This is a genomic window from Sphingobacterium sp. Ag1, from assembly GCF_000988325.1.
Taxonomy (GTDB): domain Bacteria; phylum Bacteroidota; class Bacteroidia; order Sphingobacteriales; family Sphingobacteriaceae; genus Sphingobacterium.
In genome coordinates this window covers 13,523-36,139 of sequence record NZ_LBGU01000038.1, presented here as the reverse complement: position 1 = coordinate 36,139, position 22,617 = coordinate 13,523, and the positions used below count along the sequence as shown (strand labels likewise).

General features: G+C 40.4%; 23 protein-coding genes. 9 read left to right on the top strand and 14 right to left on the bottom strand.

Translation table 11 applies throughout. From position 1 onward, the window contains the following. Nucleotides 1-148 precede the first annotated feature (148 nt). Together AAW12_RS12225 and AAW12_RS12220 are read left to right on the top strand one after the other, a co-directional pair. A complete protein-coding gene (locus AAW12_RS12225; RefSeq protein WP_197084028.1) occupies nt 149-3,322 on the top strand; it encodes an AsmA-like C-terminal region-containing protein in 3,174 nt (1,057 codons plus the stop codon). 114 nt (nt 3,323-3,436) lie between these two features. Next, on the top strand, nt 3,437-3,964 hold the full coding sequence (locus AAW12_RS12220) for a hypothetical protein (RefSeq protein ID WP_046673922.1): 528 nt from the start codon (nt 3,437-3,439) through the stop codon (nt 3,962-3,964). A 15-nt stretch (nt 3,965-3,979) separates the two neighbouring features. On the opposite strand, the gene AAW12_RS12215 is transcribed toward AAW12_RS12220, so the two are convergent. Continuing rightward, a complete protein-coding gene (locus tag AAW12_RS12215; protein WP_046673921.1) occupies nt 3,980-4,402 on the bottom strand; it encodes an NUDIX hydrolase in 423 nt (140 codons plus the stop codon). A gap of 128 nt (nt 4,403-4,530) precedes the next feature. Beyond that, nucleotides 4,531-5,688 (bottom strand): aspartate aminotransferase family protein, encoded by a 1,158-nt coding sequence (locus AAW12_RS12210; protein WP_046673920.1) that lies wholly within the window; start codon nt 5,686-5,688, stop codon nt 4,531-4,533. A 218-nt stretch (nt 5,689-5,906) separates the two neighbouring features. Between AAW12_RS12210 and AAW12_RS12205 the strand changes: the two genes are divergently transcribed. Next, on the top strand, nt 5,907-7,343 hold the full coding sequence (locus AAW12_RS12205) for a PLP-dependent aminotransferase family protein (protein WP_046673919.1): 1,437 nt from the start codon (nt 5,907-5,909) through the stop codon (nt 7,341-7,343). Nucleotides 7,344-7,643: 300 nt separating this feature from the next. Continuing rightward, nucleotides 7,644-8,642 carry a beta-ketoacyl-ACP synthase III gene (locus AAW12_RS12200; RefSeq protein ID WP_046673918.1) on the top strand — a complete coding sequence of 333 codons (999 nt, stop codon included), beginning with the start codon at nt 7,644-7,646 and terminating at the stop codon, nt 8,640-8,642. Nucleotides 8,643-9,122: 480 nt separating this feature from the next. Here AAW12_RS12200 and AAW12_RS12195 read toward each other — a convergent pair whose 3' ends face one another. From AAW12_RS12195 to AAW12_RS12165, 7 genes are all read right to left on the bottom strand, one after another. Continuing rightward, the gene (locus AAW12_RS12195; protein WP_313418319.1) at nt 9,123-11,357 is read right to left on the bottom strand and encodes a multicopper oxidase family protein; all 2,235 of its coding nucleotides are present in this window, start codon (nt 11,355-11,357) and stop codon (nt 9,123-9,125) included. A 52-nt stretch (nt 11,358-11,409) separates the two neighbouring features. Further along, entirely contained in the window at nt 11,410-11,874 is a 465-nt protein-coding gene (locus AAW12_RS12190; protein ID WP_046673916.1) for a DUF2231 domain-containing protein, read from the bottom strand. Between the two features lie 4 nt (nt 11,875-11,878). Continuing rightward, nucleotides 11,879-12,541 (bottom strand): DUF3347 domain-containing protein, encoded by a 663-nt coding sequence (locus tag AAW12_RS25485; protein ID WP_053003660.1) that lies wholly within the window; start codon nt 12,539-12,541, stop codon nt 11,879-11,881. A 12-nt stretch (nt 12,542-12,553) separates the two neighbouring features. Then, on the bottom strand, nt 12,554-12,985 hold the full coding sequence (locus tag AAW12_RS12180; protein WP_046673915.1) for a hypothetical protein: 432 nt from the start codon (nt 12,983-12,985) through the stop codon (nt 12,554-12,556). Nucleotides 12,986-12,996: 11 nt separating this feature from the next. Next, nucleotides 12,997-13,878, bottom strand: coding sequence for a DUF3347 domain-containing protein (locus AAW12_RS12175; RefSeq protein ID WP_046673914.1), 882 nt, complete (start codon nt 13,876-13,878; stop codon nt 12,997-12,999). Nucleotides 13,879-14,053: 175 nt separating this feature from the next. Continuing rightward, entirely contained in the window at nt 14,054-14,458 is a 405-nt protein-coding gene (locus AAW12_RS12170) for a hypothetical protein (RefSeq protein ID WP_046673913.1), read from the bottom strand. 145 nt (nt 14,459-14,603) lie between these two features. Beyond that, nucleotides 14,604-15,410 carry an alpha/beta hydrolase gene (locus AAW12_RS12165; protein ID WP_046673912.1) on the bottom strand — a complete coding sequence of 269 codons (807 nt, stop codon included), beginning with the start codon at nt 15,408-15,410 and terminating at the stop codon, nt 14,604-14,606. A gap of 179 nt (nt 15,411-15,589) precedes the next feature. On the opposite strand from AAW12_RS12165, the gene AAW12_RS12160 reads away from it, so the two are divergent. From AAW12_RS12160 to AAW12_RS12150, 3 genes are all read left to right on the top strand, one after another. After that, the gene (locus AAW12_RS12160; protein ID WP_046673911.1) at nt 15,590-16,030 is read left to right on the top strand and encodes an SRPBCC domain-containing protein; all 441 of its coding nucleotides are present in this window, start codon (nt 15,590-15,592) and stop codon (nt 16,028-16,030) included. 161 nt (nt 16,031-16,191) lie between these two features. After that, nucleotides 16,192-16,650 carry a MaoC family dehydratase gene (locus AAW12_RS12155; RefSeq protein ID WP_046673910.1) on the top strand — a complete coding sequence of 153 codons (459 nt, stop codon included), beginning with the start codon at nt 16,192-16,194 and terminating at the stop codon, nt 16,648-16,650. A gap of 40 nt (nt 16,651-16,690) precedes the next feature. After that, nucleotides 16,691-17,155, top strand: a complete 465-nt coding sequence (locus AAW12_RS12150; RefSeq protein WP_046673909.1) for a GNAT family N-acetyltransferase — start codon at nt 16,691-16,693, stop codon at nt 17,153-17,155. Here the strand turns inward: AAW12_RS12150 and AAW12_RS12145 are convergent. Continuing rightward, entirely contained in the window at nt 17,152-18,126 is a 975-nt protein-coding gene (locus AAW12_RS12145; protein ID WP_046673908.1) for a YeiH family protein, read from the bottom strand. The genes AAW12_RS12150 and AAW12_RS12145 overlap by 4 nt on opposite strands. A 242-nt stretch (nt 18,127-18,368) precedes the next feature. Here AAW12_RS12145 and AAW12_RS12140 point away from each other — a divergent pair, with 242 nt between their 5' ends. Further along, complete coding sequence (locus tag AAW12_RS12140) at nt 18,369-18,728, top strand: bleomycin resistance protein (protein ID WP_046673907.1); 360 nt, start codon at nt 18,369-18,371, stop codon at nt 18,726-18,728. A gap of 76 nt (nt 18,729-18,804) precedes the next feature. On the opposite strand, the gene cysM is transcribed toward AAW12_RS12140, so the two are convergent. The 4 genes from cysM to AAW12_RS12120 form a co-directional block, all read right to left on the bottom strand. After that, nucleotides 18,805-19,677 carry a cysteine synthase CysM gene (gene cysM, locus AAW12_RS12135; RefSeq protein WP_046673906.1) on the bottom strand — a complete coding sequence of 291 codons (873 nt, stop codon included), beginning with the start codon at nt 19,675-19,677 and terminating at the stop codon, nt 18,805-18,807. Between the two features lie 5 nt (nt 19,678-19,682). After that, on the bottom strand, nt 19,683-20,492 hold the full coding sequence (locus AAW12_RS12130; protein ID WP_046673905.1) for a serine O-acetyltransferase: 810 nt from the start codon (nt 20,490-20,492) through the stop codon (nt 19,683-19,685). A gap of 120 nt (nt 20,493-20,612) precedes the next feature. After that, nucleotides 20,613-20,996 (bottom strand): DUF3037 domain-containing protein, encoded by a 384-nt coding sequence (locus AAW12_RS12125; protein ID WP_046673904.1) that lies wholly within the window; start codon nt 20,994-20,996, stop codon nt 20,613-20,615. Continuing rightward, on the bottom strand, nt 20,974-21,771 hold the full coding sequence (locus AAW12_RS12120) for a HipA family kinase (protein WP_046673903.1): 798 nt from the start codon (nt 21,769-21,771) through the stop codon (nt 20,974-20,976). The genes AAW12_RS12125 and AAW12_RS12120 overlap by 23 nt, the downstream gene beginning before the upstream one ends. 302 nt (nt 21,772-22,073) lie before the next feature. On the opposite strand from AAW12_RS12120, the gene AAW12_RS12115 reads away from it, so the two are divergent. Then, nucleotides 22,074-22,616 carry a DUF1599 domain-containing protein gene (locus AAW12_RS12115; RefSeq protein ID WP_046673902.1) on the top strand — a complete coding sequence of 181 codons (543 nt, stop codon included), beginning with the start codon at nt 22,074-22,076 and terminating at the stop codon, nt 22,614-22,616. The last annotated feature ends 1 nt before the right edge of the window (nt 22,617 follow it).

Below are 22,617 nucleotides of genomic sequence, written 5' to 3'. Positions count from 1 at the left end.
CCTATGCAAAGCACTTCGCAAGAAAGGCTTTAACGCGGCCTCTTGTCAATGAAAAACGACATAATCCAAGCCCTTTTCAAAATAAATGCATCACATAACTGAGATTAATAATAATTTTCTGATTTTTGTAACCACAAAAAATTCCAAAGTGTCAAAAGCAACATTTATAAAGGTTGTGAAACGTATCGCTATCGTTTTTGCAAGCATCATTGTCTTACTCGTTATCAGCATATTATCCATTCCTTATATATTCGAAAATGAAGTAAACAGCAAAGTCAAATCGCTCGTAAACGAGCACATTACAGGTGAATTAAATTATTCCAAAGTACGATTAACCTTCTTTGATCAATTCCCTTTGCTTACTGCATCGATGGATGATGTCTTATTAAAAGGGGCCGAACCTTTCAAAAACGACACGCTGCTCGCTGCAAAAAAAGTCAGTTTTGGCGTGGACCTTATGAGTCTTCTCAAATCTAAAATTGTAATCGACAAGTTTATCGTGAACAGCGGGAAGATCAACATCCTGGTTGATTCTTTGGGAAATGCCAATTACAATATTTATAAATCTAGCTCCGCTGATGCTACAAAAACACAAGACAATTCCGAAAGCAGTGCTTTAGCCTTCCAACTGATTAAACTTGAAAAAACAAATCTCCATTATGAAGATCGCTCCATTCCGCTTCAGATAGAGGCAAAAGATCTGGAATATGAGGGTAAGGGAGATCTGATGTCAAATATCTTTGACTTGAACACACGTGCGAAAATTGCATCCTTTTCATTTTCCTTTGACAATGAATTGTATGTGGACAAAAAGTCGATCGATGCCAATTTGCTAACACGGATCAATACCAACAATTTATCTTTCGTCTTCGAACGAAATGATATTAAAATAAATCAATTACCGGTTCGTTTCCGTGGGTTGTTGTCTTTTATCTCCCATGGTTATCACCTGGATTTCAAATTAAAATCACAGGAAAGCACCTTGGCCGAATTACTTTCATTAGTCCCAAATAGCTACGCTTCTTGGATCAAGGACCTCTCCGTGAAAGGTACATCGGAGGTTTTTGTCAATTTAGAAGGAGACTATATTGTCGACAACAACAAAATGCCTAATCTTTCCCTTGGGCTCATGGTCAACAATGGCTTTCTCGCGTATAAACAATCCACCAATCCGCTGACAGACTGGAATGCAAAATTACGGATAGACTTGCCGGCACTGAATACAGACTCACTACAAATTGATCTGAAACAATTTGACTTTAAAGTTGCTTCAGGCTATTTTAATGCACAGGGCAACATTGCGGGTTTACACCCTGTAACCGTGCATGCCAACATAAAAAGTGATCTTGATCTCGGTAAACTCAATGAATCCCTACAATTCCCAGACTTTTCATTTGGTGGAAAATGGAATCTTTACGCAAAAATCGACGGAACATACGCCAAAGCTATTCGTAAGGTAGGACTTCAAAAACGCGAACAGGAATACATTGCATCCATTCCTACTTTTGATATCAAAAATACACTCGTCGATGGTAAATTCAAATTGGCGAACCTCCCACAGGGGTTGGACAAAATTGCCTATCGTCTGGAAGCAAAGGATCCCGATGGCCAATTAAAAAGTGCATCAATAGCAATCCATGACATTTCTGTTCAGGCGCTTAACAACTATGTAAAGGGCTTTATTTCAATAACAGATTTTAATAAAATTGCTGTCAACTCGGATTTAAAAGCTTCATTTAATTTAGCAGATATCAAAAATTTCTATCCCATTAAACAAGTTGAATTGGCAGGATTGGTGGATGTCAACCTCATGGCAAAAGGTTATGTGGATCTCAAACGAAACATTTTTCCCGAAACTAATACGTCCATCGTGATGAAGAATGGCTTGATCAAGTCAAATGATTATCCTATCCCGATGGAAAATATTCAGGTCGAAGCTTTTGTCAATAGCGAAAAAGGCTCGCTTCGGGATCTGAATGTCAAAATCCTACCGGTATCATTTACATTTGCTGGTGAACCTTTTTTCTTGAATGCAGACCTCAAGAACTTCAATAATATTAAGTACAGCATACAATCCAAGGGTAAGCTCAATCTCGGACCTATTTATAAACTCTTTGCATTAGATGGTACCAATGTCGATGGTTTTATCTATACGGATTTCAGTTTAAAAGGCTTACAGAGCGATGCCGCCAATGGTCATTATAACCGACTCCAAAATAGTGGTCGGTTAAATATTGGGAATATCCAGGTTCAGTCCGACATGCTTCCACAGCCTATTGCAATTAGAAGCGGGAACTTCAGTTTTAATCAGGAGAAAATGAATTTCGATAAATTTCTGGTTGCCTACGCTAAAAATGACATTTCCATCAAGGGATATCTCAACAACATTATTAATTACGCAACAAGTAGTCAAGCACCGTTAAAGGGGCAATTTACACTCAGCAGCAAGAAAATCAATGTGGATGATTTTATGGTTTTTGCTTCTCCGGCCACATCGACGACTGCAAGCTCTTCGGAAAGTGGTGTAGTTCTTCTGCCTAAAAATTTGGACGTTCAGGTCTTGGGGCTTGTCAATGCCATAGCATATAATAAAATGAATATCAAAGACTTCAAAGGTGACCTACAGGTAAAAGACGGTAAGATGATTCTTCATAAGACAAACTTTGAACTAGCGGGACTGAAAGTAGATATGAACGGAAGCTATCGTCCTATAAATCCACGTAGAGCAAGTTTTGATTATGCTGTGAAAGCTGACAGCTTTGATATTCAACGCGCTTACAAAGAGATACCGCTATTCAGAGAAATGGTTAGCTCTGCCAAAAATGCTTATGGCCTGGTTTCATTGGATTATAAATTGGGTGGTTTATTGAATGGCAATATGCAACCAGTAATGCCCTCCATCGTCGGCGATGGATCCCTAACACTGAATCAAATTAAATTCAGAGGCTTCAAGTTACTTAATGGAATTAGTCAATCTACTTCCAAGGAAAAATTGAAAGATGGCGAAGTGAAAAAAGTTGTTATTAAATCCCATATCAAAAATAATGTGATGACCATCGAACGCACGAAAATGAAAATGATGGGATTCAGGCCTCGTTTTGAAGGTCAAGTGACCTTAGATGGGCGGATGAACCTGGGTTTTCGACTGGGCTTACCTCCTTTTGGAATCTTTGGGATACCTATGCGAATTACGGGCACTCCAGATAACTTTCACTTAAAAATGGGAAAATACAAAGAAGAAGATCTCGACATGGAAATGGACGACGAGGACAACAAAGTATATAAAGAATCTCAAAAGACGCAAGAATCACAGGCTAAATAAACTCGCAATAAGTTCTAATAAAGTCTGTCAACACAATAGTGCTGCAGTAAAAACGTTGTTTAATATAACAGAAAGATTTGTTAACTTAAACAACGTTTTTAATTTTTGAAAACCATGAGATATATACTAATTATACCCATTGCAATGCTATCCATTTGCAGTTGGTCCAGTTTCAAGACCGTTAACGATCAGAAAAACCCCTTATATGGGAAAGTATTCCGTGAGATCAATGAAATTGCTGAATTAAAATCTTATACCTATACAACTGGTGCGCTTATTGAAACCGACAAGAATACCCAAGGAGACTTTCGCTTTGCTGCCGGCTATTTTACAAATGCCAAAAATGGTGTTTGTATTTTAGAGGAATTGTTGCCCGATGATAGCAAAGGTAAAGTCAAATACAAGATTTTGGATACCATCAATATTCAAAAACTGAAGTCCAACGAGCAACTCAGCTTATGCAACTGCAAGCAAGGTGACAAACCAGACAGCGAAATTATAGCCATTAGCCGGGTCGATGAACACAAAGAATATTTCGACAAAATCGTCAAGGCATGGCGAATGGATACCAAAAGCCAAAAAATTATTCCTTTAAAAGACACAAAGGGTATCAGCTGCCTCAATGAAGGCTATGGCATCTAGCGGCGACAGGATTTTTTAAATCAATCCGTCAGCCTTCAACTTGTCAAACACATGCAAAACGCCAATGACCTGGATAGGTTCTTTCTGGTACTCTTGGTGTGAAAAATAACGAACGGCGCCAATCTCATTACTGGGTTCGATCTGCTCTGTTAATGGATACAGAAAACAATCCTGTTCCATGATAACCTCTGGCACAAGCCCGTACGCCGGAGCTGTTACATGGCAATAATACGAGATTTTATCCGGATCCAGATTGATATTCAACTCCTCCAAAATCTCGCGACGTAGGGACTGCAGGGCTTCCTCCCCTGCATCAATCTTCCCACCTGGCAGATACCATGCCTTTCTATTGTTGCTATACGCCAATAATAGTTTATCTTCCTTAGTACTCACTAAACCCGCTGTAGGCAAATATTTTTTTGTTGTCTTGAAATCCATTATACGCTATTACTGATTAAATACGCTAGATGTGAAATTACTTCTTTTACAACATTTATCAAAGCGCAACAGCTCATCTGGAGAATCCTTCGTTAAAACTTCGCAAAAAATCAATACAGCGGGGCCAATCAATATACCGAAACATCATCGGCTAGTTTCTCTTTATGCACAAGCTTCCGTAGACTCTTCAAAAATGTCTCCGCGTGATTTATGGTGAAACAGAGCGGCGGTAATAGGCGAAGGGTATAGCGTCCTGCATATCCTGTAAAAATCTTTTCAGAAAACAAAAGTTCTTCCCGTAGGTGTTGAATATCGTTTTCAAACTCTACGCCAATCATCAATCCTTGCCCCCTCACTTCACTTACGCCATGAATTTTTCTTAATTCTGTCAACAGAAATTCACCTACAGCTGCGGCATTATCAATCAATTGCTCTTTTTGGATGACATCAAGTACAGCCAGTGCCGCCGCGCAAACCACATGACTACCGCCAAAAGTAGTGCCCAATTGCCCCGTGACCGGCTTTATTTTAGGCGAAATAATTGTCGCCCCCATCGGGAGGCCATTTGCAATCCCTTTGGCCACCGTAATTAAATCGGCTTCTATCCCAGCATGCTGATGTGCAAAGAAACGTCCCGTGCGCCCATACCCGCACTGAATTTCATCCACAATAAGCATAGTCCCAGTTTTCGTGCAGATTGCTCTTACTTCTTGTAAGAAACTAGGACTTGCCCGATGAATCCCCCCGACACCTTGAATAGGTTCAATGATGACAGCGCAGTATTCTTCGGTTTCCAATTGTTTTTTCAAACTGGAGGTCTCGTTAAAGGGGGTAAAGACAAATTGTTCACTGTCATTTAATGGTGCACGAATCGACCGGATATCCGTTGCCGAAACCGCGGCTGAGGTTCTCCCATGAAACGCATTTGACATCGCCAATACTTTCCTCCTTCCCGTATGGAACGAAGCTAACTTCAGTGCATTTTCATTTGCTTCGGCCCCCGAATTACTGTAAAAAACAGCATATGTAGGATAACCACAGGCACTGCCCAAGCGCTCGGCCAAACGATCCTGAAGATCGTTTGTAACTGCATTTGAATAAAATCCGATCTTATTCATCTGTTGTATAGTTTCTTCAACAACATGCGGATGGCTATGCCCAACAGAAATAACGGCATGACCACCATATAGATCTAAATAGGCCTGCTGCTGTTTATCATAAACAAAGCAACCAAGGGCTCGTTCGATCGCAATATCAACTTTCTCGAAAACGGGAAATGGTTTCATGAATGACTTCGATTAGTAAAACTCAAAAATCAACTTAAATCTCCTTTCATTCCTAGTCCAAGATGGTTATTTATTCCTAGTCCAGCCGTCACAGGCAATAAACAAAACAGCTCATCTTAAATAGAATAGCGCAGCACTGATCATGCATCATCTATCCGATGTATTTTAATCCTGCAGAACAATTGTATATTTGAACAATTACCCGATACAATAGCCTCATGCTTAGACCTTGGAATTTAACGATAGATATTGACAGATCCTCTTCAAAAGCGATTTACATCCAAATAGCGGATAACATTGCTGCTGATATACAATCAGGTCGATTGGCGAAGGGAACGGCCTTACCCAGTAGCAGATCTCTTGCAGCCCAATTAAAATTAAACCGAAACACGGTAATTGAAGCCATACAGTTGCTGTTGAGCGAAGGCTGGCTGGTTAGTCAGGCACGTAGAGGTATATTTGTAGCGGCTCAATTACCTTATGGCTCTAACCTATATGTTGCACAAAAGATCGAATTATCTGATCATCAAGCCCCCACACGTATTATATTCGATGATGGTAATCCAGACAGCAAGATTGCCCCGATAGAACAGCTCGGACGGGCCTATCGTCAGATTTTTAAACGCAGCGCACGTTGGAAAATGATGGGCTATGCCGATCCCCGAGGACATCTTGATTTTCGGGAAGAAATCGCCAATATGCTCAACATCGAGCGCAACATGCACATTGATAAAAATAACCTATGCATCAGTCGTGGAAGTCAAATGGCCATGTACCTGGTAGCCCAATGCCTATTACGGCGCGATGATTATATCTTTGTGGAGTCCCCTGGATACCATTCAGCCTGGAAAATCTTTGAAAAAGCTGGTGCGCGATTGATTCCTATCCCTGTCGATACCGATGGTCTTATCGTTGATGAACTTCTCCCACATTTATTGAAAAAAAGCAATATTAGGGCACTATATCTTACTCCACATCGACAATATCCAACCACTGTGACCTTAAGCAAAGAACGGAGATCACAATTAATAGCATTATCCAATCAATATAACTTCACGATCATTGAGGATGATTACGATTACGAATTTCATTTTGAACAAGCGCCCTATTACCCACTCGCTTCACAGCAGGAACTGATCAATACTGTTTACATTGGTACACTCAGCAAAGTTGTTGCACCAGCACTCCGTATCGGTTATCTGGCGACAAGAAACGAGCAGTTACTCCAGCAGGTTACCGAACTTCGCTACATCATCGATATACAAGGTGACAATATTATGGAGCAAGCTGTACTGGAACTCATTCAGGATGGAACAATTCGTAGACATATCCGAAAAGCAACGCTGCTTTACAAAAAGAAACGTGATTTCATGATCGCCCAATTGGACAAATATCTGCAGGATCATGTGAGCTATACTTCTCCAAAAGGGGGATTGGCGGTTTGGCTATCATTTAAACATCAGATCGACTGGGCATTTTTATCCCAAAAATTAAAGGAAAGATCAGTCCATATACCGCATCCCGAAAACTACAGCAGAGAAAATATTTTTGGTGGAATACGACTTGGTTATGGATCCTTATCTGAGGAATTGATCGAGGAAGGAATCATCATTTTAGCTGAACTTTTGGAACAGGCGAAACGCTCCTTCCGATGATTTGAAACACAAAAAGCAACTAGACTATTTTGCGAATTGGACGAACATAGTTAGATTAATATTTCGTAAAAACAGGCGCATTCAATATTTAATTCCGCATCATAAAGACCGATTAAAAGATTAGTATAGACAATATGTAAAAAACAGTTAAAAGTGTTGGCAAAACGTAATTTTTTGTCATAAATCATTTTTTTCGCTTATTAATCGCATAAATTAACCGTAGTTTTACGGCGCAAAAAACACACGAGTCATTCCTAATAGGATAGCTATAATAAGAGAGAGAATAGAGTACATTAATTTATGACTGAGAGAATACCCAGCAGGCCGTATGCAGCAATTACTGGTATTGGCGGATATATTCCACCGAATAAGAGATCAAATACAGATTTGGAGCAGTTTTGCGATACATCCGATGAATGGATTATCAAACGTACAGGTATTAAGGAGCGGAGAATTTTAGAAGAAAATCTTGCCACATCAGACATGGCTGTAAAAGCTATACAAGATTTGGCAACACAATATCATAAAAATCTGAACGATGTAGATGCGCTAATTGTAGCAACTTCTACACCCGATATGCCAATGCCGGCAACAGCAAATATCATTTTAGAAAAATTAGGTCTTACCAATGTTTGGGCTTTTGATGTCAATGCTGCTTGCTCTGGTTTTTTATATGCCTTAGACATGGCTTCAGCTCTCGTTGAGACAGGCCGTTATAAAAATGTACTCGTAGTCGGTGCTGACAACATCAGTACTTATGTCGATTTAAAAGATCGTTCGACCAATATTCTTTTTGGTGATGGCGCTGGTGTGATATGGCTTGAGCCATCTTTAGAAGGTGGAATTATGGATGCCTATTTATGTAGCAATGGCGCGGGAAAAGAATTCTTAAAAATCGAAGCCGGCGGTTCTTTGTATCCAATCGACAGTAATCTTCCTGTCAACGACAACAGATTCCTGAAACAAGATGGCAAAACTGTATTTAGACATGCTGTTCAGTCTATGAGCGACGCTTGTAATACGGTTTTACAACGCAACAACCTACAGATTGAAGATATCAACTGGTTAATTCCACATCAGGCTAACCAGCGCATCATTGATGCCGTTGGGCGTAGTCTGAATATACCAGAAGACAGAGCATTAAGTAATATCGAATACCTAGGAAATACCATTGCTGCCACGATCCCGTTGTGTATCTGGCAGAATATTAAAAAATTAAATACCGGTGATTTAGTCATGTTAACCGCCTTTGGTGCAGGTTTCTCTTGGGGAGCCAGCATATTTAAATGGATGATTTAAGCGATCAAAAACTTTAGTCGTCATAAAATTCACACTAGTATAAAACGCCAGGAATAAACCATTTCTGGCGTTTTTCTTTCTTTCCATCTACCAAAACCAGATTCGCCATCCCCCAATGAGAATTGATCTATCTTCCTTTTATAGGCAGGGTAGCGGAGAAAGGAATACGCTAACGGGGAAAGCACTAAGCTAGCGATAACCCGAAGGGCAAAACATGAAAATACATTGTAGACAAGGCTTATATAACAAGTTATTTTTATATTCAATAGTAGGGAGTTTATAAGGACCTTATTCGGACCTTATAGGGACCTCATTCGGATGAAAGCGGCTAAAGTCCGATTTATCTCCCAATGATCTACCAATAAAATCAGGATTATTTTATAAACAGTACGCCACTTATCCACTCTTTTTATAGCACAAGAAAAAGGGGGCTTTGCGATGCAAAGCCCCCTTTAAAAATCCAATATAAAATTTACGTTTTTAATAATTTAATGACAAGCCCACACCAAAGCCCATATCGCTATCATAATGTGTTCTAAAAGCCATATTTTTGGTGATGACATAATTTAGTCCAGCCATATATTCAAGGTCTGAGTTGACCATAAAATCGCCACGGATCCTTCTAGCGATCGGGATATCCTCACGCATAAGCTGCAATCGCACAATTCCATCGTGATACACCTCTGCCTGAAAATTGACCAACATGGGTAAAGTATACATAAAACCCAGACTTAAAGCTTTGCGACTATCTTTTTTATTGGCCTGTCCAAAAATATTTTTCTCATGTTCATCCTCCCCCATTCGACGATAACGATAATCAAAACCTACAAATGGCATAAACCATTGCATCTTCCCAAAGTATCTACCCAAGTGGGTTTCCACTTCATAACCGTGCATATCATTATACCCCAAACGCCATTCTGAACCAAGCTGCCAGCGTGCATTCTGAAACATTGCCTGACCGTCATTTCCATTGGTAGCGAAATCATTTTGCGCCATGAAATGAGTCATATTACTTTCCATCTGCAACTCCTTATAGGCTTTAGCTTTATCTGGAAGATAGGGATTTTTATAATCGTCCACAGCAAAAACGCGGTTCATCCCCGCCATCATATGATACAGGATATGGCAATGAAAAAACCAGTCTCCTTCTTCATTCGCTAAGAATTCGATCGTATCCGTCTCCATGGGCATGATATCCACCACATTTTTCAACGGCGCTTTTGATCCTTTTCCATTTAACAATCTAAAGTCAAAGCCATGCAGATGTATTGGATGACGCATCATTGAGTTATTATAGATGGTAATGCGCAATACCTCGCCCTTTTTTACAGGTATCTTATCCGTTTCAGAAAGAATTTTATTGTCCATGCTCCATACATAACGGCTCATATTTCCCGTCAGGGTAAATTTGAGATCTCGTATCGGCGCTTCTTTAGGTAGTTCAGTAGCTTGAGGAGACTCCAGCATCGCATAGTTGAGCGTGACAATATCGCCCAATGCATTGGCATTATAACGATTGGGATCTTCGTCCATGTTCATTTGTCCATGATTCATACCGCTATGTTTACTGTGATCTTCTTTTTTCTTTCCATCACCTGTAATTTCGGGATACATCACCACATTCATATCCATCTGGTTCAGACTCATCTTCATGCCCATATCATTGAGATCACCATTCATCTTCATCATATCGTTCATCATCTTCATGCCCTCAAAATATTTAAGGCGGGGAAGCGGGGAAATCAATTGTTTAATACCATTTCCGACAAAATAACTGGCAGATTGTGTTCGATCTTCTGTTGTTGCCATGAATTCGTAAGCTGTACCTTCATTTGGTATGGTTACAACGACATCATAAGTCTCCGATACCGCAATCATTAATCGATCGACCTCCACCGGAACCACATCATTCCCATCATTGGCAACAACGGTAATTTTGCCACCTGCATAGCGCAGCCAAAAATAAGACGAAGCACCGCCATTGGAAATTCGTAAACGCACTTTATCTCCTGCTTTCAAAGCTTTACCATTCACCGACTTTAAATCCGTGGAATGAGCCCCGTTCATCAACACCTTATCATAATAGACATCACTGACATCCATCGCCAGCTGACGTTTCCATTCATTCGTGACTTTCGTCTTAAACTTCCCTTCTTTAATTGCTTCGACGTACGATTGTGTAGACCCTTTTTTTATCGCGGCCCAATCGTTGGCCGTGTGTAGCATTCGCTGAATGTTATCGGGGTTATAATTTGTCCATTCACTTAAAATGACCGGAATCGTGGGTAAATCATCAATTCCTTTTCGGAAAGTCTTATCATCTGCACGCTTGTTGAGAATAAGGCTACCATACATACCGATCTGTTCCTGAAGGCCCGAATGCGAGTGATACCAATGTGTACCGTGTTGAATTATCGGAAAACGATAGGTATAAGTCGAATTCGGCTTTATAGGTTCCTGCGTCAGGTGTGGCACACCGTCTTCTTTGTTCGGCAGAAAAATACCGTGCCAGTGCAGCGAAGTACTTTCCTTTAACTCATTGTGAACAACGATTTCCGCCGTATCTCCTTCAGTAAAAGTCAGGGTCGGCATTGGAATCTGTCCGTTTACAGCGATTGCCCGTTTTGATTTGCCGGCATAATTGACAATGGTATCCCGTACATAAAGGTCATGACGAACCACCTTCTGGGCCAGCACTGTCAGTTGTGTCATCAATAGTAAGACAACCGTTAATATATTACTCTTTTTATACATGTTTATTCATTTAATTCATTAATATTCCATTTCCCATCGGTCCTACGCCATATTGGTAGACCAGTCTAGCACCGTGATGCCCTGTGATAAATAGTGTCACCGATAAACTGATCAACAAAATCAATATCAAATAGTTTATCCAAGCACTTGTATCTTTTCGCAATCCAACAAAATGCAGGACTGTAGTGCTACTTGCAATCCAAAAGCTGATCCAGGCAAAACGTTGATGGATCTCAAAAACCGCGAAGGCCTTTTCATCTGCATCGCCTGAAATATGGGTTGCGGTCTGAATTGCAGCAAGAGCTCCAAGTGTTCCCAGTAATAACAATCCGAAAGTCAGCACAGTGAAAGGACGTCGATGTTTTTTTAACAATAAGGCACCCATATGACTAATCAAGGCCATCAACAAGAGCACAATCGGAAAATGTACCAATAGCGGGTGTAAGCTGGGCAGTCCTTCGAATAAGCTTTTCATTGTATTAATGTATTGTTTCTACGATAGATCCACAGGTGGCCATTGATTGACCTAAATAAGGATTTTCAATTTTCTTTTGTGTACTCAACCAATTGGCTCCTTTTCCATCACGATACATCGGACAATGCTGATAATAGACTGGAGCTTCAGGTTTGACAGATTTCATCAACACATACATATTTTTGGAAAGGGTCACAAAGTGCTCTCGCTGATGTTCATTTTCCGTAATTCCAGCAATATGCTCTGTATCGAAAGCCAATTTCCGTTGGTATTCCTTCCAAAGTTTTCCTTGAACAGCATCTAATTGCTCGTTATTAAGTTTTGCAATGGCAGCCTGTATTCCTTTCGCTGCTGTCTGTGCAGCCGCTCCATTATCCTTAACCAATGCATCTTTCAGCGCGAAATAGGCGCTGTATAAGCCTGCAAAAGGATTGCTAGCTGCTGTTACATCAACTTTCCCCGCCGATGGTTCTATTTTTGCAGCTGTATTATTTACTCTGGCAGCCTCTTTAGTCAAAGCGCTATCGCCTTTGCTTTTGTCGACATTCGTCGTTGCGCTATCCGCAGCAACAGGGACCGTATGATCTGCATGTGTATTTTTCGATGTTGAATTGTTGCATGCAACGAATATCAATGCGATCGCCACAATTAGCATAAACTTTTTCATAATTACGTGTATTTATAGGTTTAGATTTTTAATATAATTTCGATAGTTTGTTTCGTTTTCAAAATAGGAAACTTCCCCTTGATCGCCGGTAATTGCAATGGAAGCCGTCGCCTTATCCACTTCTTTTTTTGAAAAAGGATCGATGGCTACACGTACCGCAGCTTCTTGCGGTATGCGCTTTTTACACATTTCACAGCAACCATAATAATCCTTACCCTCGTATCTGACCAGCAATTGTTTTTTCCCCATAAAAGCATCATTCACCATGCAAACTTGTGCTGTAGGGACGAGATCACCCACTTTATATTGAACTGACTGTACAGGCAAACTGATCGCCGGATCAGTCGAAGCTATTTGATCTTCAGCTTTGGTATTTGTTTGTGAACCGCTACAGGCCGTTAAAGACAATACAACAACCGATAGGCTCGCTAGGAAATAATTCATAACACAGGCGATTAGTTTAACGTTTCTACTGTACTTCCACAACTAATCATTTGCGCTCCAAAGAATGGGTTTTTCACGGCATTCTCCTTACTTAGCCAATGCGCTCCCTTGCCTTCACTAAACATAGGGCAATGCTGATAATAAATAGGTCCGTCCACTTTACTCACCTTCAGCAGCTCATACAACGCATTTGAAAGAGATGCAAAAGCCACACGTTGCTTAGCAACATCTTTATTTTTAGTTATACCAGTCGCATCGCTTGCCAGCTTATTCATCACCTTCATCCATACCGTATGTTCATCGTGGCTAAGTTTATTCATATCGACAGCTTTGACTGCTGCTTGAAATGCCTCGGCATGAGCTGCTGCCGCCACCGCATCTGTCTTCACCAATGCATCCTTTAGCGCAAAGTAAGAACTTGCCAACAGTGCAAATGCGGTCTTTTCATCCGCTGCTTTTGAGTTCACCGAAGGCTGAATTGTTGTTTGTACGCCCTGACGATGGTTCGTATGATCGACCTGCTGTTCAGTATCATTTTTTAATGCTGGTTTTAGGACTCGTTCATATTGTTCAGCTTTTGCCAATTGAACATAAGCATCATCTGGAGCCAGAAATTTTTCATTGTCGAACCCTGCCAATGCAATGCGCTTAAGAACCTCATCCGCGCTTGTTTTTGACGAGTCGTAGGTAACAACCGCCAGTTTGGTTGCCTGATTCCAGTCAACTTTCGCAAATTGTCCGTCCCGACCTTCTTTTTCAATGATCGTTTTAACAGCCGGTGTATTTCCAAAAATCTTTACAGTCGCTGTCTTTGCATTTTTAATTTGTGCATGTGTATGTTGGGTGGATAGTAATACAGGGATTACCAAACCAAGTAATGACATTAATCTCATGATTATCATATGTAGTATATAAAAGAATACCGACGAAAAACCCTTCTACAGCGATTTACTGTATTTGCGTATTGAATCCGATAGATCCAAAGGGATTTTCATAAGCTAAAATAAAACGGGGCTTTGGATAGAGAAACCGATCCAAAAAGACATAGCATGGGCTATCAGTCTAACACTAGGCGATCTGAGGAGGTTGCCAAATGGAAAAATAGGCATCAGCGCAATAAGGCTGTTTATAGCGCGCATAAGCGCTTGATGCATCAGCATATAAGGGTAAAATAAGCTGAGCTTCGATCACTGAAACAATAGGATTACATTGCAGAGAGGTACGGCATGATTTTTCGCCACAATGTTTACCACAGTCATCCGCATGATGATCTGATTTTGGTGATTCAGCTCTTTCATCTTTACAACAATCTGCTGTTTCGACGTCCTTTACCTGTTGTCTTTCATCAAGGCAACATGATTTTTCTTCCTGTTTTGGCTTTTCGGACGGTTCGTGGCAGGCAAATAACCTATACGGTGCTAAGAAAAGCCCCAGCATACAGATTATAAATACGATATTACGTTTTGCCCACATAACGGATTAATTTGAAAAGTAGAGATGTGCTACTTTGGAGATAAATTTCGGTAGAATTTTCGAATGTACAATTGTAATATTTTTTATTTTATTTATAATATTTTGATTTGCTGTATTTCCGATTCTCGGCCTGGTCGCATAAAAACTACTTTTCGAGTCCTTTGATCCAGTTCAGTATCAACAGGCAACCAGGCGCATACACTCCCCCATGATCAAACCCCTGTAGCTGATACAACGAGGTTCTGGTATGCCCTACCTGTTTTAAGACCGCTGCCAAATGGGCGTTTTCTTCAAACCGTGCCGCCATTTCCAATTGTTGATCCCCAGTGATCAGGAGAATTGGCGGTGCATCTTTCCGTGCGAACGAAAGCGGTGCAAAATGATCAATCTGGGGGATCACCATGGATTGCCCACGTTCCTTTTTAATCGTGTAATGCGTATTTGTTTGCCCACTAATCGGTGCCAGCCCTTTTATATTATTTGCATCAACACCAAATTTTTGCAGGTAATGCTTATCCAAACCAACCATTAAAGCCAAATATCCGCCTGCTGAATGTCCCGACACATAAATTTTTGAGGGATCTCCGCCATAGTTTGCAATATGTGAAAATGTCCATGCAACAGCCTCAGCAGCATCTTCGATATAGCTCGGCGCTTTCGCTCTGGGGCTTAGCCGATAATTGACTGCTATAACCGCTACACCTTTTTCTTTAAGTTCAAGTGGAATAAATTTATTTCCCTCCTCTAGTCCGCCGCCATGAAACCATACGATGGTAGCAAAATTTTTACGATCAGTCGGTATATAAATATCCAATTTACAACGTTCTTTCTTATAAGAATCTGGTTCATCTGGTCTACAATAGGCAACGTCGGTTGTCGTTTTATAGTGCTGCGCAAACATCAAACTCGGTGAAAGCAGAAAAAAGAAGATAACAAGCAATTTGGAAGACATATAAATCGGATTTAAGTATTAAATAGCTTAAAGTTAACAAAACTTCATCAAAACCATTTGGTTGCGTTAAAATAAGTTTCAACTTTACACTTTTTATTATATATTGATAATTATCTGGCAACAGATATAACAAAACACAAATTTTCCTGTTATTAACTTAGAAAACATCATAACATTATATGGAACGGATAAAGATTGAAACCCATATCAACGTACGCGTAGAAACGATCTGGAATGCCTATAACTCGGCCGAGGATATCATGCAATGGAATCATGCTTCAGATGACTGGCACTGTACAAGTTCGATCAATGACCTACGTATTGGCGGAAAGTTCAAAAACCGAATGGAGGCAAAAGATGGATCTATGGGCTTTGATTTTGAAGGCAGCTATACCGCGCTTGAACCCTTTAAAAAAATAGCCTATGTTATGCCTGATGGTCGTCATGTTGAAATCAACTTCAATGCAAAAAAGTCTGCTACGGATATCACGATAATTTTTGATGCAGAAACGGAAAATCCTATTGATATGCAACGTAATGGATGGCAGGCCATACTCGAAAATTTCAGATCTTACGTTGAAAATACCTATGCAACGACACAGCTCGGACAATCGCATTAACGACGGACGAGCTTAGCTTGTCTTTCCTTGCGATCATCTTTTAAATAAAGGATATGCTTAGGATTCTTAAAAGTATAGTTATATTTAGCCACTAATTCGTCTCCCCCTTCTTCATAGAAAGCGGAGAACGATACCAACAAAACGCGATAAAAAGATTACATATGACAATAATTAACAATTATGAAGAGTACAAAGCCTTTGAAGGAAAATCATTAGGCGAATCCCAATGGCATGTTATTGATCAAAAACAAATTAATCAATTTGCGGATGCAACCCTTGACCACCAATGGATTCATTTAGATAGTGAAAAGGCCAAAACTGATAGTCCTTTCAAATCGACTATTGCTCATGGCTATCTGACCTTGTCCCTCATTCCTTATTTATGGAAACAAATTGCTGAAGTAAGAAATGTCAAAATGGAAATCAATTATGGGATTGAAAACCTACGTTTTGCACAACCCGTTTTGGTTGACAATGCTGTACAGCTCCATACACAAGTAAAATCGGTTGTCAATTTGAGAGGGGTTGTCAAAGTTACCATCGAAGCTACATTGAAAATCAAAGATAGTGCAAAACCGGCGTACGTGGGTGATGTGATCTTCTTATATCATTTCAATTAATTCCAACCTTAGACTATAGGCCATTAGCGAATTCTTATACATGCGCAATAGCTTTCAAATAAAACTTGTTACAAATCATAAGGAATATCCTTATGATTTGTTGCTTTTAGCAGACGAAACCATTCATGCAATTGACAAATACCTCTATGAATCGCTAGTTTATGTTGTCTATGAAACGGTAAAACCGATCGCTGTTTTCTGTTTATATCCCGTCAATACGGATACATTAGAGATTAAAAACATTGCCGTATCACCAGCGTATCAAGGCATGGGGCTCGGAAGTCAACTACTTGATTTTATCAAGGAAAACTACCGGCAATACCCGAACCTGATTGTAGGTACTGCAGATTGTGGCCTGGCCCAAATTCGCTTTTATGAACGAAATGGCTTTGTTAAATACGCCATCCGTAAAGATTTTTTCATTGAAAATTATGAGCTGCCTATTTATGAAAATGGCCAGTTGTTGAAAGATATGATTATGCTGCGGTATACGTTAAATCCCTAGAGACAAAAATAGATATAGATGAGTACTGGTATTGATAATCCCAACCACAGCACTACCCCCTGTAGTATTGCTTTAAAACCTACTGCCAACAAGACCTCCCTCGACAAACTTGCTCCAATTAAAAACAACGTTAAGGTAAGCCCCATCTTTGAAATAGAAACGACATAGCCTCCTATATACTGAAAAAAAGGGATATAACTTGTTAAGATAACCGCCAATACAAAGAGACCAATAAAATACGGTATTTTAATTCTTGTCCCTTTGGTTTTGAATGCTACAGCACTCAAACAGGCAATTGGAATAATCCATAAAGCTCTAGTCAATTTTACGGTTGTTGCAACCTGTAGTGCTTCATTACCGTACTTACTTGCCGCACCAACGACAGAACTGGTATCCTGTATGGCAACCGCACACCATAAACCAAATTGCGTCTGGCTGAGATCAAGCAAATGACCGACGACAGGAAATACAAATAAAGCAATGGCATTAAGTACAAATATGGTCCCTAACGCCACACTTACTTGCTTTTCATTGGCTTTTATCGTCGGTGAAACCGCAGCAATGGCACTTCCTCCACAAATGGCAGTGCCGACAGAAATCAAATAAGCGGTCACCTTTTCCAATTTGAGTAACCTACCCAATAGATAGCCCAATGATAATGTTCCGAGAATAGAAATAACGGTTAACACAAACCCCTGCTTACCCGTTTGGATAGCTGTATCGATATTCATTCCAAATCCAAGTCCAACCACAGAAATCTGTAACAAAATCTGTGTTGCCCTGTGATTGACTGCCAGAAAGGGATGGCCAATCCATTGCGCTACAATAATACCCAAAAGTAAGGCAAGAGGGGCCGACACAAATGGGGTAAGACATAATACAAATAAGAGTATAAAAATGATTTCCCGAACGGAGACCTTTCGATTGAGCAGCTGCTTATAACGAATTGTCGTATTTATTTTTTTGTCCATGACAATGATGCATTGATTTGGCACAAAATTGAATAACTCTCAATTATTTTAAAAGACACAATTACAAATAAGTCATAACAATTGGTTATAACAGACAACTGCATTTTAACCAAAATAATTAAAGGATACGCTATTAAAATGAAAGAATCCTTCCCATTAGAACATTAAAATATTACGATTAATGATTATATTTCAACGAGGTTATTCATAGGAATTAAACTTGACTTAATAATTATATACTGATGACACTGACAGCCATTCATCCCAAACTGCCCATGCGCAACAAAACCATCACAAAAGATTTTTATCTACATAAACTTGGATTTTCATTATGTGGAGCAGTCGATTACGAAGGTTACCTGATGCTAAAAAAAGACCATATTGAAATTCATTTTTTTGAATTCCAAGAACTTCCACCAGAAGAAAATTATGGTATGGTTTATATACGCACAGACGACATTGATTGTCTGTATCAGTCTTTTCAAGAAAATCACGTTGAGATTCACCCTAATGGCAAACTTGAGATTAAGCCCTGGGGTCAGCGGGAGTTTTCGATTTTAGATCCCGACAGCAATCTACTCACCTTCGGCGCCGATGCTTAAATAGCGAAAAGCCCACTAAAGATTGCTAAAAATCAGCAAAGATCCATAGTGGGCTTGGTATTGTTCGTATGGGTTCTTAGCCAAAAAGGTCTGAACTCAAATAGCGGTCACCTCGGTCACAGGCAATAAATACAATAAGGCCTTCGTCGATTTCATTTGCAATTTTAAGTGCTCCTGCAAAAGCTCCACCGGTGCTCATTCCTGCAAAAACCCCTTCACGCTTAACAAGTTCCCGGGCAAGCGCTGTTGCCTCCTGTTGGGATATATCGATAACGCGATCTACCCTGCTTGGATCAAAAATCTTAGGCAGATAGGCTTCGGGCCAACGCCGTATGCCTGGTATGGAAGATTCAGGAGTGGGCTGACAGCCTACGATCTGAATGGCTGCATTTTTTTCCTTCAAATAGATGGAATTTCCCATAATTGTCCCCGTAGTCCCCATGGCGCTTACAAAATGTGTAATCTTCCCCGCAGTATCACGCCAGATTTCAGGTCCCGTTGTTTTGATATGTGCTTCGTAGTTATCTGGATTTGCAAATTGATTCAATATAAAATAGCCTTCTTTTTCGGCCTTTTCTTCTGCATAATCGCGACATATTTCCATGGATTCCAATAAAGTAACTTTCGCCCCGTAAGCCTCCATCGTAAGCGTTCGCTCCCGCGTTGAAGAAGCTGGCATCACAAGCTCGAGGTTAAGTCCATATATACCGGCGATCATAGCAAGTGCGATCCCCGTATTACCGCTCGTTGCCTCGATCAATTTACTATCTTTTGTAATATCGCCCCGCTCCATCGCCGAACGGATCATATTGAGTGCTGCACGATCTTTCACCGAGCCCGCAGGATTATTACCCTCCATTTTTGCAAAGATCCGCACCTTGGGATTTGTATGAAATTGTGTAATCTCGACTAAGGGTGTATTTCCTATGGTATCTATAATATTTCCCATGGTATCTATATTATTGGTTTTGAATCTATAAATTTTGATGTAGCCTGATGGTATACGGTGGTGTAAGGCTCGACAGAACTTGTCAACCAGACATTCCCGCCAATGACCGAATGATGGCCAATGTGTGTTTCGCCGCCCAGGATTGTGGCTCCAGAGTAGATAATAACATGATCGCCAATTGTCGGGTGGCGTTTTACATTGGAAAACACCTTATCCACACTCAGGGCCCCCAGGGTTACACCCTGATAAAGTTTCACATAATTACCGATGGTGCAGGTTTCGCCGATAACCAATCCGGTGCCATGGTCAATATGCAGATGATGGCCTATTGTTGCTCCAGGATGGATATCAATTCCCGTTTTGGAATGCGCATGTTCTGTCAATATGCGCGGTATCAAAGGAACACCCAGGCGATGTAGTTCGTTCGCCATCCGGAAAATACAGATCGCAAAGAAACCGGGATAAGTACGTACAACCTCTCTTTTATTCTGTGCTGCAGGATCGCCATCCATCAATGCATCTGCATCCCAGCACATCAATTCATAAAGTTGTGGAATCCGTTCAAAAAACTGGTGCGCTACTTCCGAGTGATTGCAGCTTTGACAAGCTTTGGATTTGCTCAGGAGCTGCTCAAGCTCCAATTCAAATTGTTCAAAAGCGAGCTTCACATCATCGACCGATTTCATCTCGCTAGAATTTCGTTCGGGGAAGAGCACATCCACAATTCGGATAGCCCAGCCGCAGATCTTCTTGTTAGAAGGCATTTCTAGAACAGCCAATTGCTGTTCATAGATATGTTGATAAAAATCATGCATCTTCACTAGTTTATTAAAACAAATATACTATACAATATTGATAGATTAAGCCTTATTATCAAAACTTAGCCCCATTGCCGATCATTGAGCTCATTTGATGAGCAGAGCATATCTTTTAGCTTAGCGAACCAAGCGTTCAAACAGCTCGTTCAATGTTGCTTCGGGATCCTCACATAATCCGGGGTGTGATGCCGAGCATTGAATCAGGGTACTCCGCTTCGCTGTGAGCCAACGAAACCGTTCAGTGATATCTAACTCGGCAAGTTTACCGGCATCTTTTTCGCCGTGGCAGATTCGCTGGAAGGAAGACAGATGATTTTCGATCAACTCCAACTCGATATTCGGGCAAAGAGCACGCACTTTTTGTTCATTGACCAGATAAACCATCTTCGCAAAACGATACTTACGACAATAAAGAGCTACGCCTACATTGATAAATTCCTCTCGCTCCACTCGTGGTATCAAACGTACCACAGCATACTCATATACGGTCTTTTCTGGCATCTTCTATTTGTTTTACAAAAATGGATGAATTGGCTACACGCTGTTTCAGGAAAGAAACATACACTTCGCGCGCATCGGCTGCGGAGAGCTCACGTTCGGCATCTTCCAGCCATTCATCGGGTACCACCGCCAATATTCCACGAAATACCGCTTCCGTAAAAACGGAACGATATTCCTGATCTATTTTCTCCACCATACTCGCATTTTTGAGCAGTACGTGATCTTTAATCTGAACAAATGGTTTTAGGGATTGTTCTTCCCAGTTATCCCAACTGTGATGAAAATATAAGGAAGCGCCGTGATCTATCAACCAAAGTTCTTTATGCCATATCAGCATATTTGTATTCCGAACGGTACGGTCAACATTCATCAAGAGAGAATCCAACCAGACAATTTTCGAAGCTTCCTCCGCGCCGATGGCATCAACATTCGCATCAAATGTGATGGCTCCACTCAGAAAATGAAGTCCCAGGTTTTTGCCTACACTAAATTTGAGCAGATCCTGAATTTCTTCATCGGGTTCTGTACGGCCAAAGGATTCGTCCAGCTCCGCAAATACAATTTCGGGAACCCTCAATTTTAGCAATCTTGCTAGCTCTCCACCGATCAGTTCTGCGATCAATGCTTTTCGTCCCTGACCTGCCCCTCTAAATTTTATAACATAACTAAAGCCGTCATCGGCATCGACTAATGCGGGCAAAGACCCTCCTTCCCGAAATGGCTGAACATATCGGATGATCTCTACATCTCTAATAACAGGTTGTTTAAAATCCATGAATTATATTTTTACGATCTTCAAAGTTGGCAATACCATGCAAACTGATCAAACTTATCTAAAGTTACCTATATTTAAACGTTTGCAGCTATAGGAAACGAGAAATTCACGTCATGTACTTGCACAATGCCACTACTCTTTGTCCCTGCGAACTATTAAGTGTGGTAATATCCAAAATTATTGCTTATATTTTAGCAATAAAGCACAAATTGTACATTCATTTGACCGTTGGAAGTATTATTTTCTAATTATATTTGTAGTGTAATCACAACTTGTCTCATCAAGTTTCTTCAATCAACGATATGGATACCATTCAGGAATATAACAATGTTATCAAACATTGTCAGGATTTATTTATTAAAAAAACAAAAGATTATGGAACGGCCTGGCGGATTATGCGCCTATCTTCCATTACAGACCAGATTTACATTAAAGCACAACGTATACGCACGCTAGAAATCAAAAAGGTTTCCAAAGTTGGCGAAGGCATTGTCGACGAATATATCGGTATTATCAATTACTGTGTCATGGCCATGATTCAGATTGATTTGGGTGAAGATGGTGAAGAAAATCTGGATCCAACTTTTGTGAATCAGAAATATACCGAAAAGGTTACCGAGACCAGAGATCTCATGCTTGCCAAAAACCACGATTATGGTGAAGCATGGCGCGATATGCGTGTTTCTTCCATGACAGATCTGATCTTGATGAAAATTCACCGCGTTAAACAAATTGAAGATAATGACGGGCAAACCCTTGTTTCTGAAGGCATCCATGCCAACTATCAAGATATGCTCAACTACGCAGTTTTTGCATTAATTAAATTAGGAATTGCACAACAATAAT

Bases quoted from the DNA above. Each gene is read 5' to 3' on its own strand.
- AAW12_RS12220 (WP_046673922.1), top strand. From the start codon at position 3,437: ATGAGATATATACTAATTATACCCATTGCAATGCTATCCATTTGCAGT.
- AAW12_RS12215 (WP_046673921.1), bottom strand. From the start codon at position 4,402: ATGGATTTCAAGACAACAAAAAAATATTTGCCTACAGCGGGTTTAGTG.
- AAW12_RS12210 (WP_046673920.1), bottom strand. From the start codon at position 5,688: ATGAAACCATTTCCCGTTTTCGAGAAAGTTGATATTGCGATCGAACGA.
- AAW12_RS12205 (WP_046673919.1), top strand. From the start codon at position 5,907: ATGCTTAGACCTTGGAATTTAACGATAGATATTGACAGATCCTCTTCA.
- AAW12_RS12200 (WP_046673918.1), top strand. From the start codon at position 7,644: ATGACTGAGAGAATACCCAGCAGGCCGTATGCAGCAATTACTGGTATT.
- AAW12_RS12195 (WP_313418319.1), bottom strand. From the start codon at position 11,357: ATGACACAACTGACAGTGCTGGCCCAGAAGGTGGTTCGTCATGACCTT.
- AAW12_RS12190 (WP_046673916.1), bottom strand. From the start codon at position 11,874: ATGAAAAGCTTATTCGAAGGACTGCCCAGCTTACACCCGCTATTGGTA.
- AAW12_RS25485 (WP_053003660.1), bottom strand. From the start codon at position 12,541: ATGAAAAAGTTTATGCTAATTGTGGCGATCGCATTGATATTCGTTGCA.
- AAW12_RS12180 (WP_046673915.1), bottom strand. From the start codon at position 12,985: ATGAATTATTTCCTAGCGAGCCTATCGGTTGTTGTATTGTCTTTAACG.
- AAW12_RS12175 (WP_046673914.1), bottom strand. From the start codon at position 13,878: ATGAGATTAATGTCATTACTTGGTTTGGTAATCCCTGTATTACTATCC.
- AAW12_RS12170 (WP_046673913.1), bottom strand. From the start codon at position 14,458: ATGTGGGCAAAACGTAATATCGTATTTATAATCTGTATGCTGGGGCTT.
- AAW12_RS12165 (WP_046673912.1), bottom strand. From the start codon at position 15,410: ATGTCTTCCAAATTGCTTGTTATCTTCTTTTTTCTGCTTTCACCGAGT.
- AAW12_RS12160 (WP_046673911.1), top strand. From the start codon at position 15,590: ATGGAACGGATAAAGATTGAAACCCATATCAACGTACGCGTAGAAACG.
- AAW12_RS12155 (WP_046673910.1), top strand. From the start codon at position 16,192: ATGACAATAATTAACAATTATGAAGAGTACAAAGCCTTTGAAGGAAAA.
- AAW12_RS12150 (WP_046673909.1), top strand. From the start codon at position 16,691: ATGCGCAATAGCTTTCAAATAAAACTTGTTACAAATCATAAGGAATAT.
- AAW12_RS12145 (WP_046673908.1), bottom strand. From the start codon at position 18,126: ATGGACAAAAAAATAAATACGACAATTCGTTATAAGCAGCTGCTCAAT.
- AAW12_RS12140 (WP_046673907.1), top strand. From the start codon at position 18,369: ATGACACTGACAGCCATTCATCCCAAACTGCCCATGCGCAACAAAACC.
- cysM (WP_046673906.1), bottom strand. From the start codon at position 19,677: ATGGGAAATATTATAGATACCATAGGAAATACACCCTTAGTCGAGATT.
- AAW12_RS12130 (WP_046673905.1), bottom strand. From the start codon at position 20,492: ATGCATGATTTTTATCAACATATCTATGAACAGCAATTGGCTGTTCTA.
- AAW12_RS12125 (WP_046673904.1), bottom strand. From the start codon at position 20,996: ATGCCAGAAAAGACCGTATATGAGTATGCTGTGGTACGTTTGATACCA.
- AAW12_RS12120 (WP_046673903.1), bottom strand. From the start codon at position 21,771: ATGGATTTTAAACAACCTGTTATTAGAGATGTAGAGATCATCCGATAT.
- AAW12_RS12115 (WP_046673902.1), top strand. From the start codon at position 22,074: ATGGATACCATTCAGGAATATAACAATGTTATCAAACATTGTCAGGAT.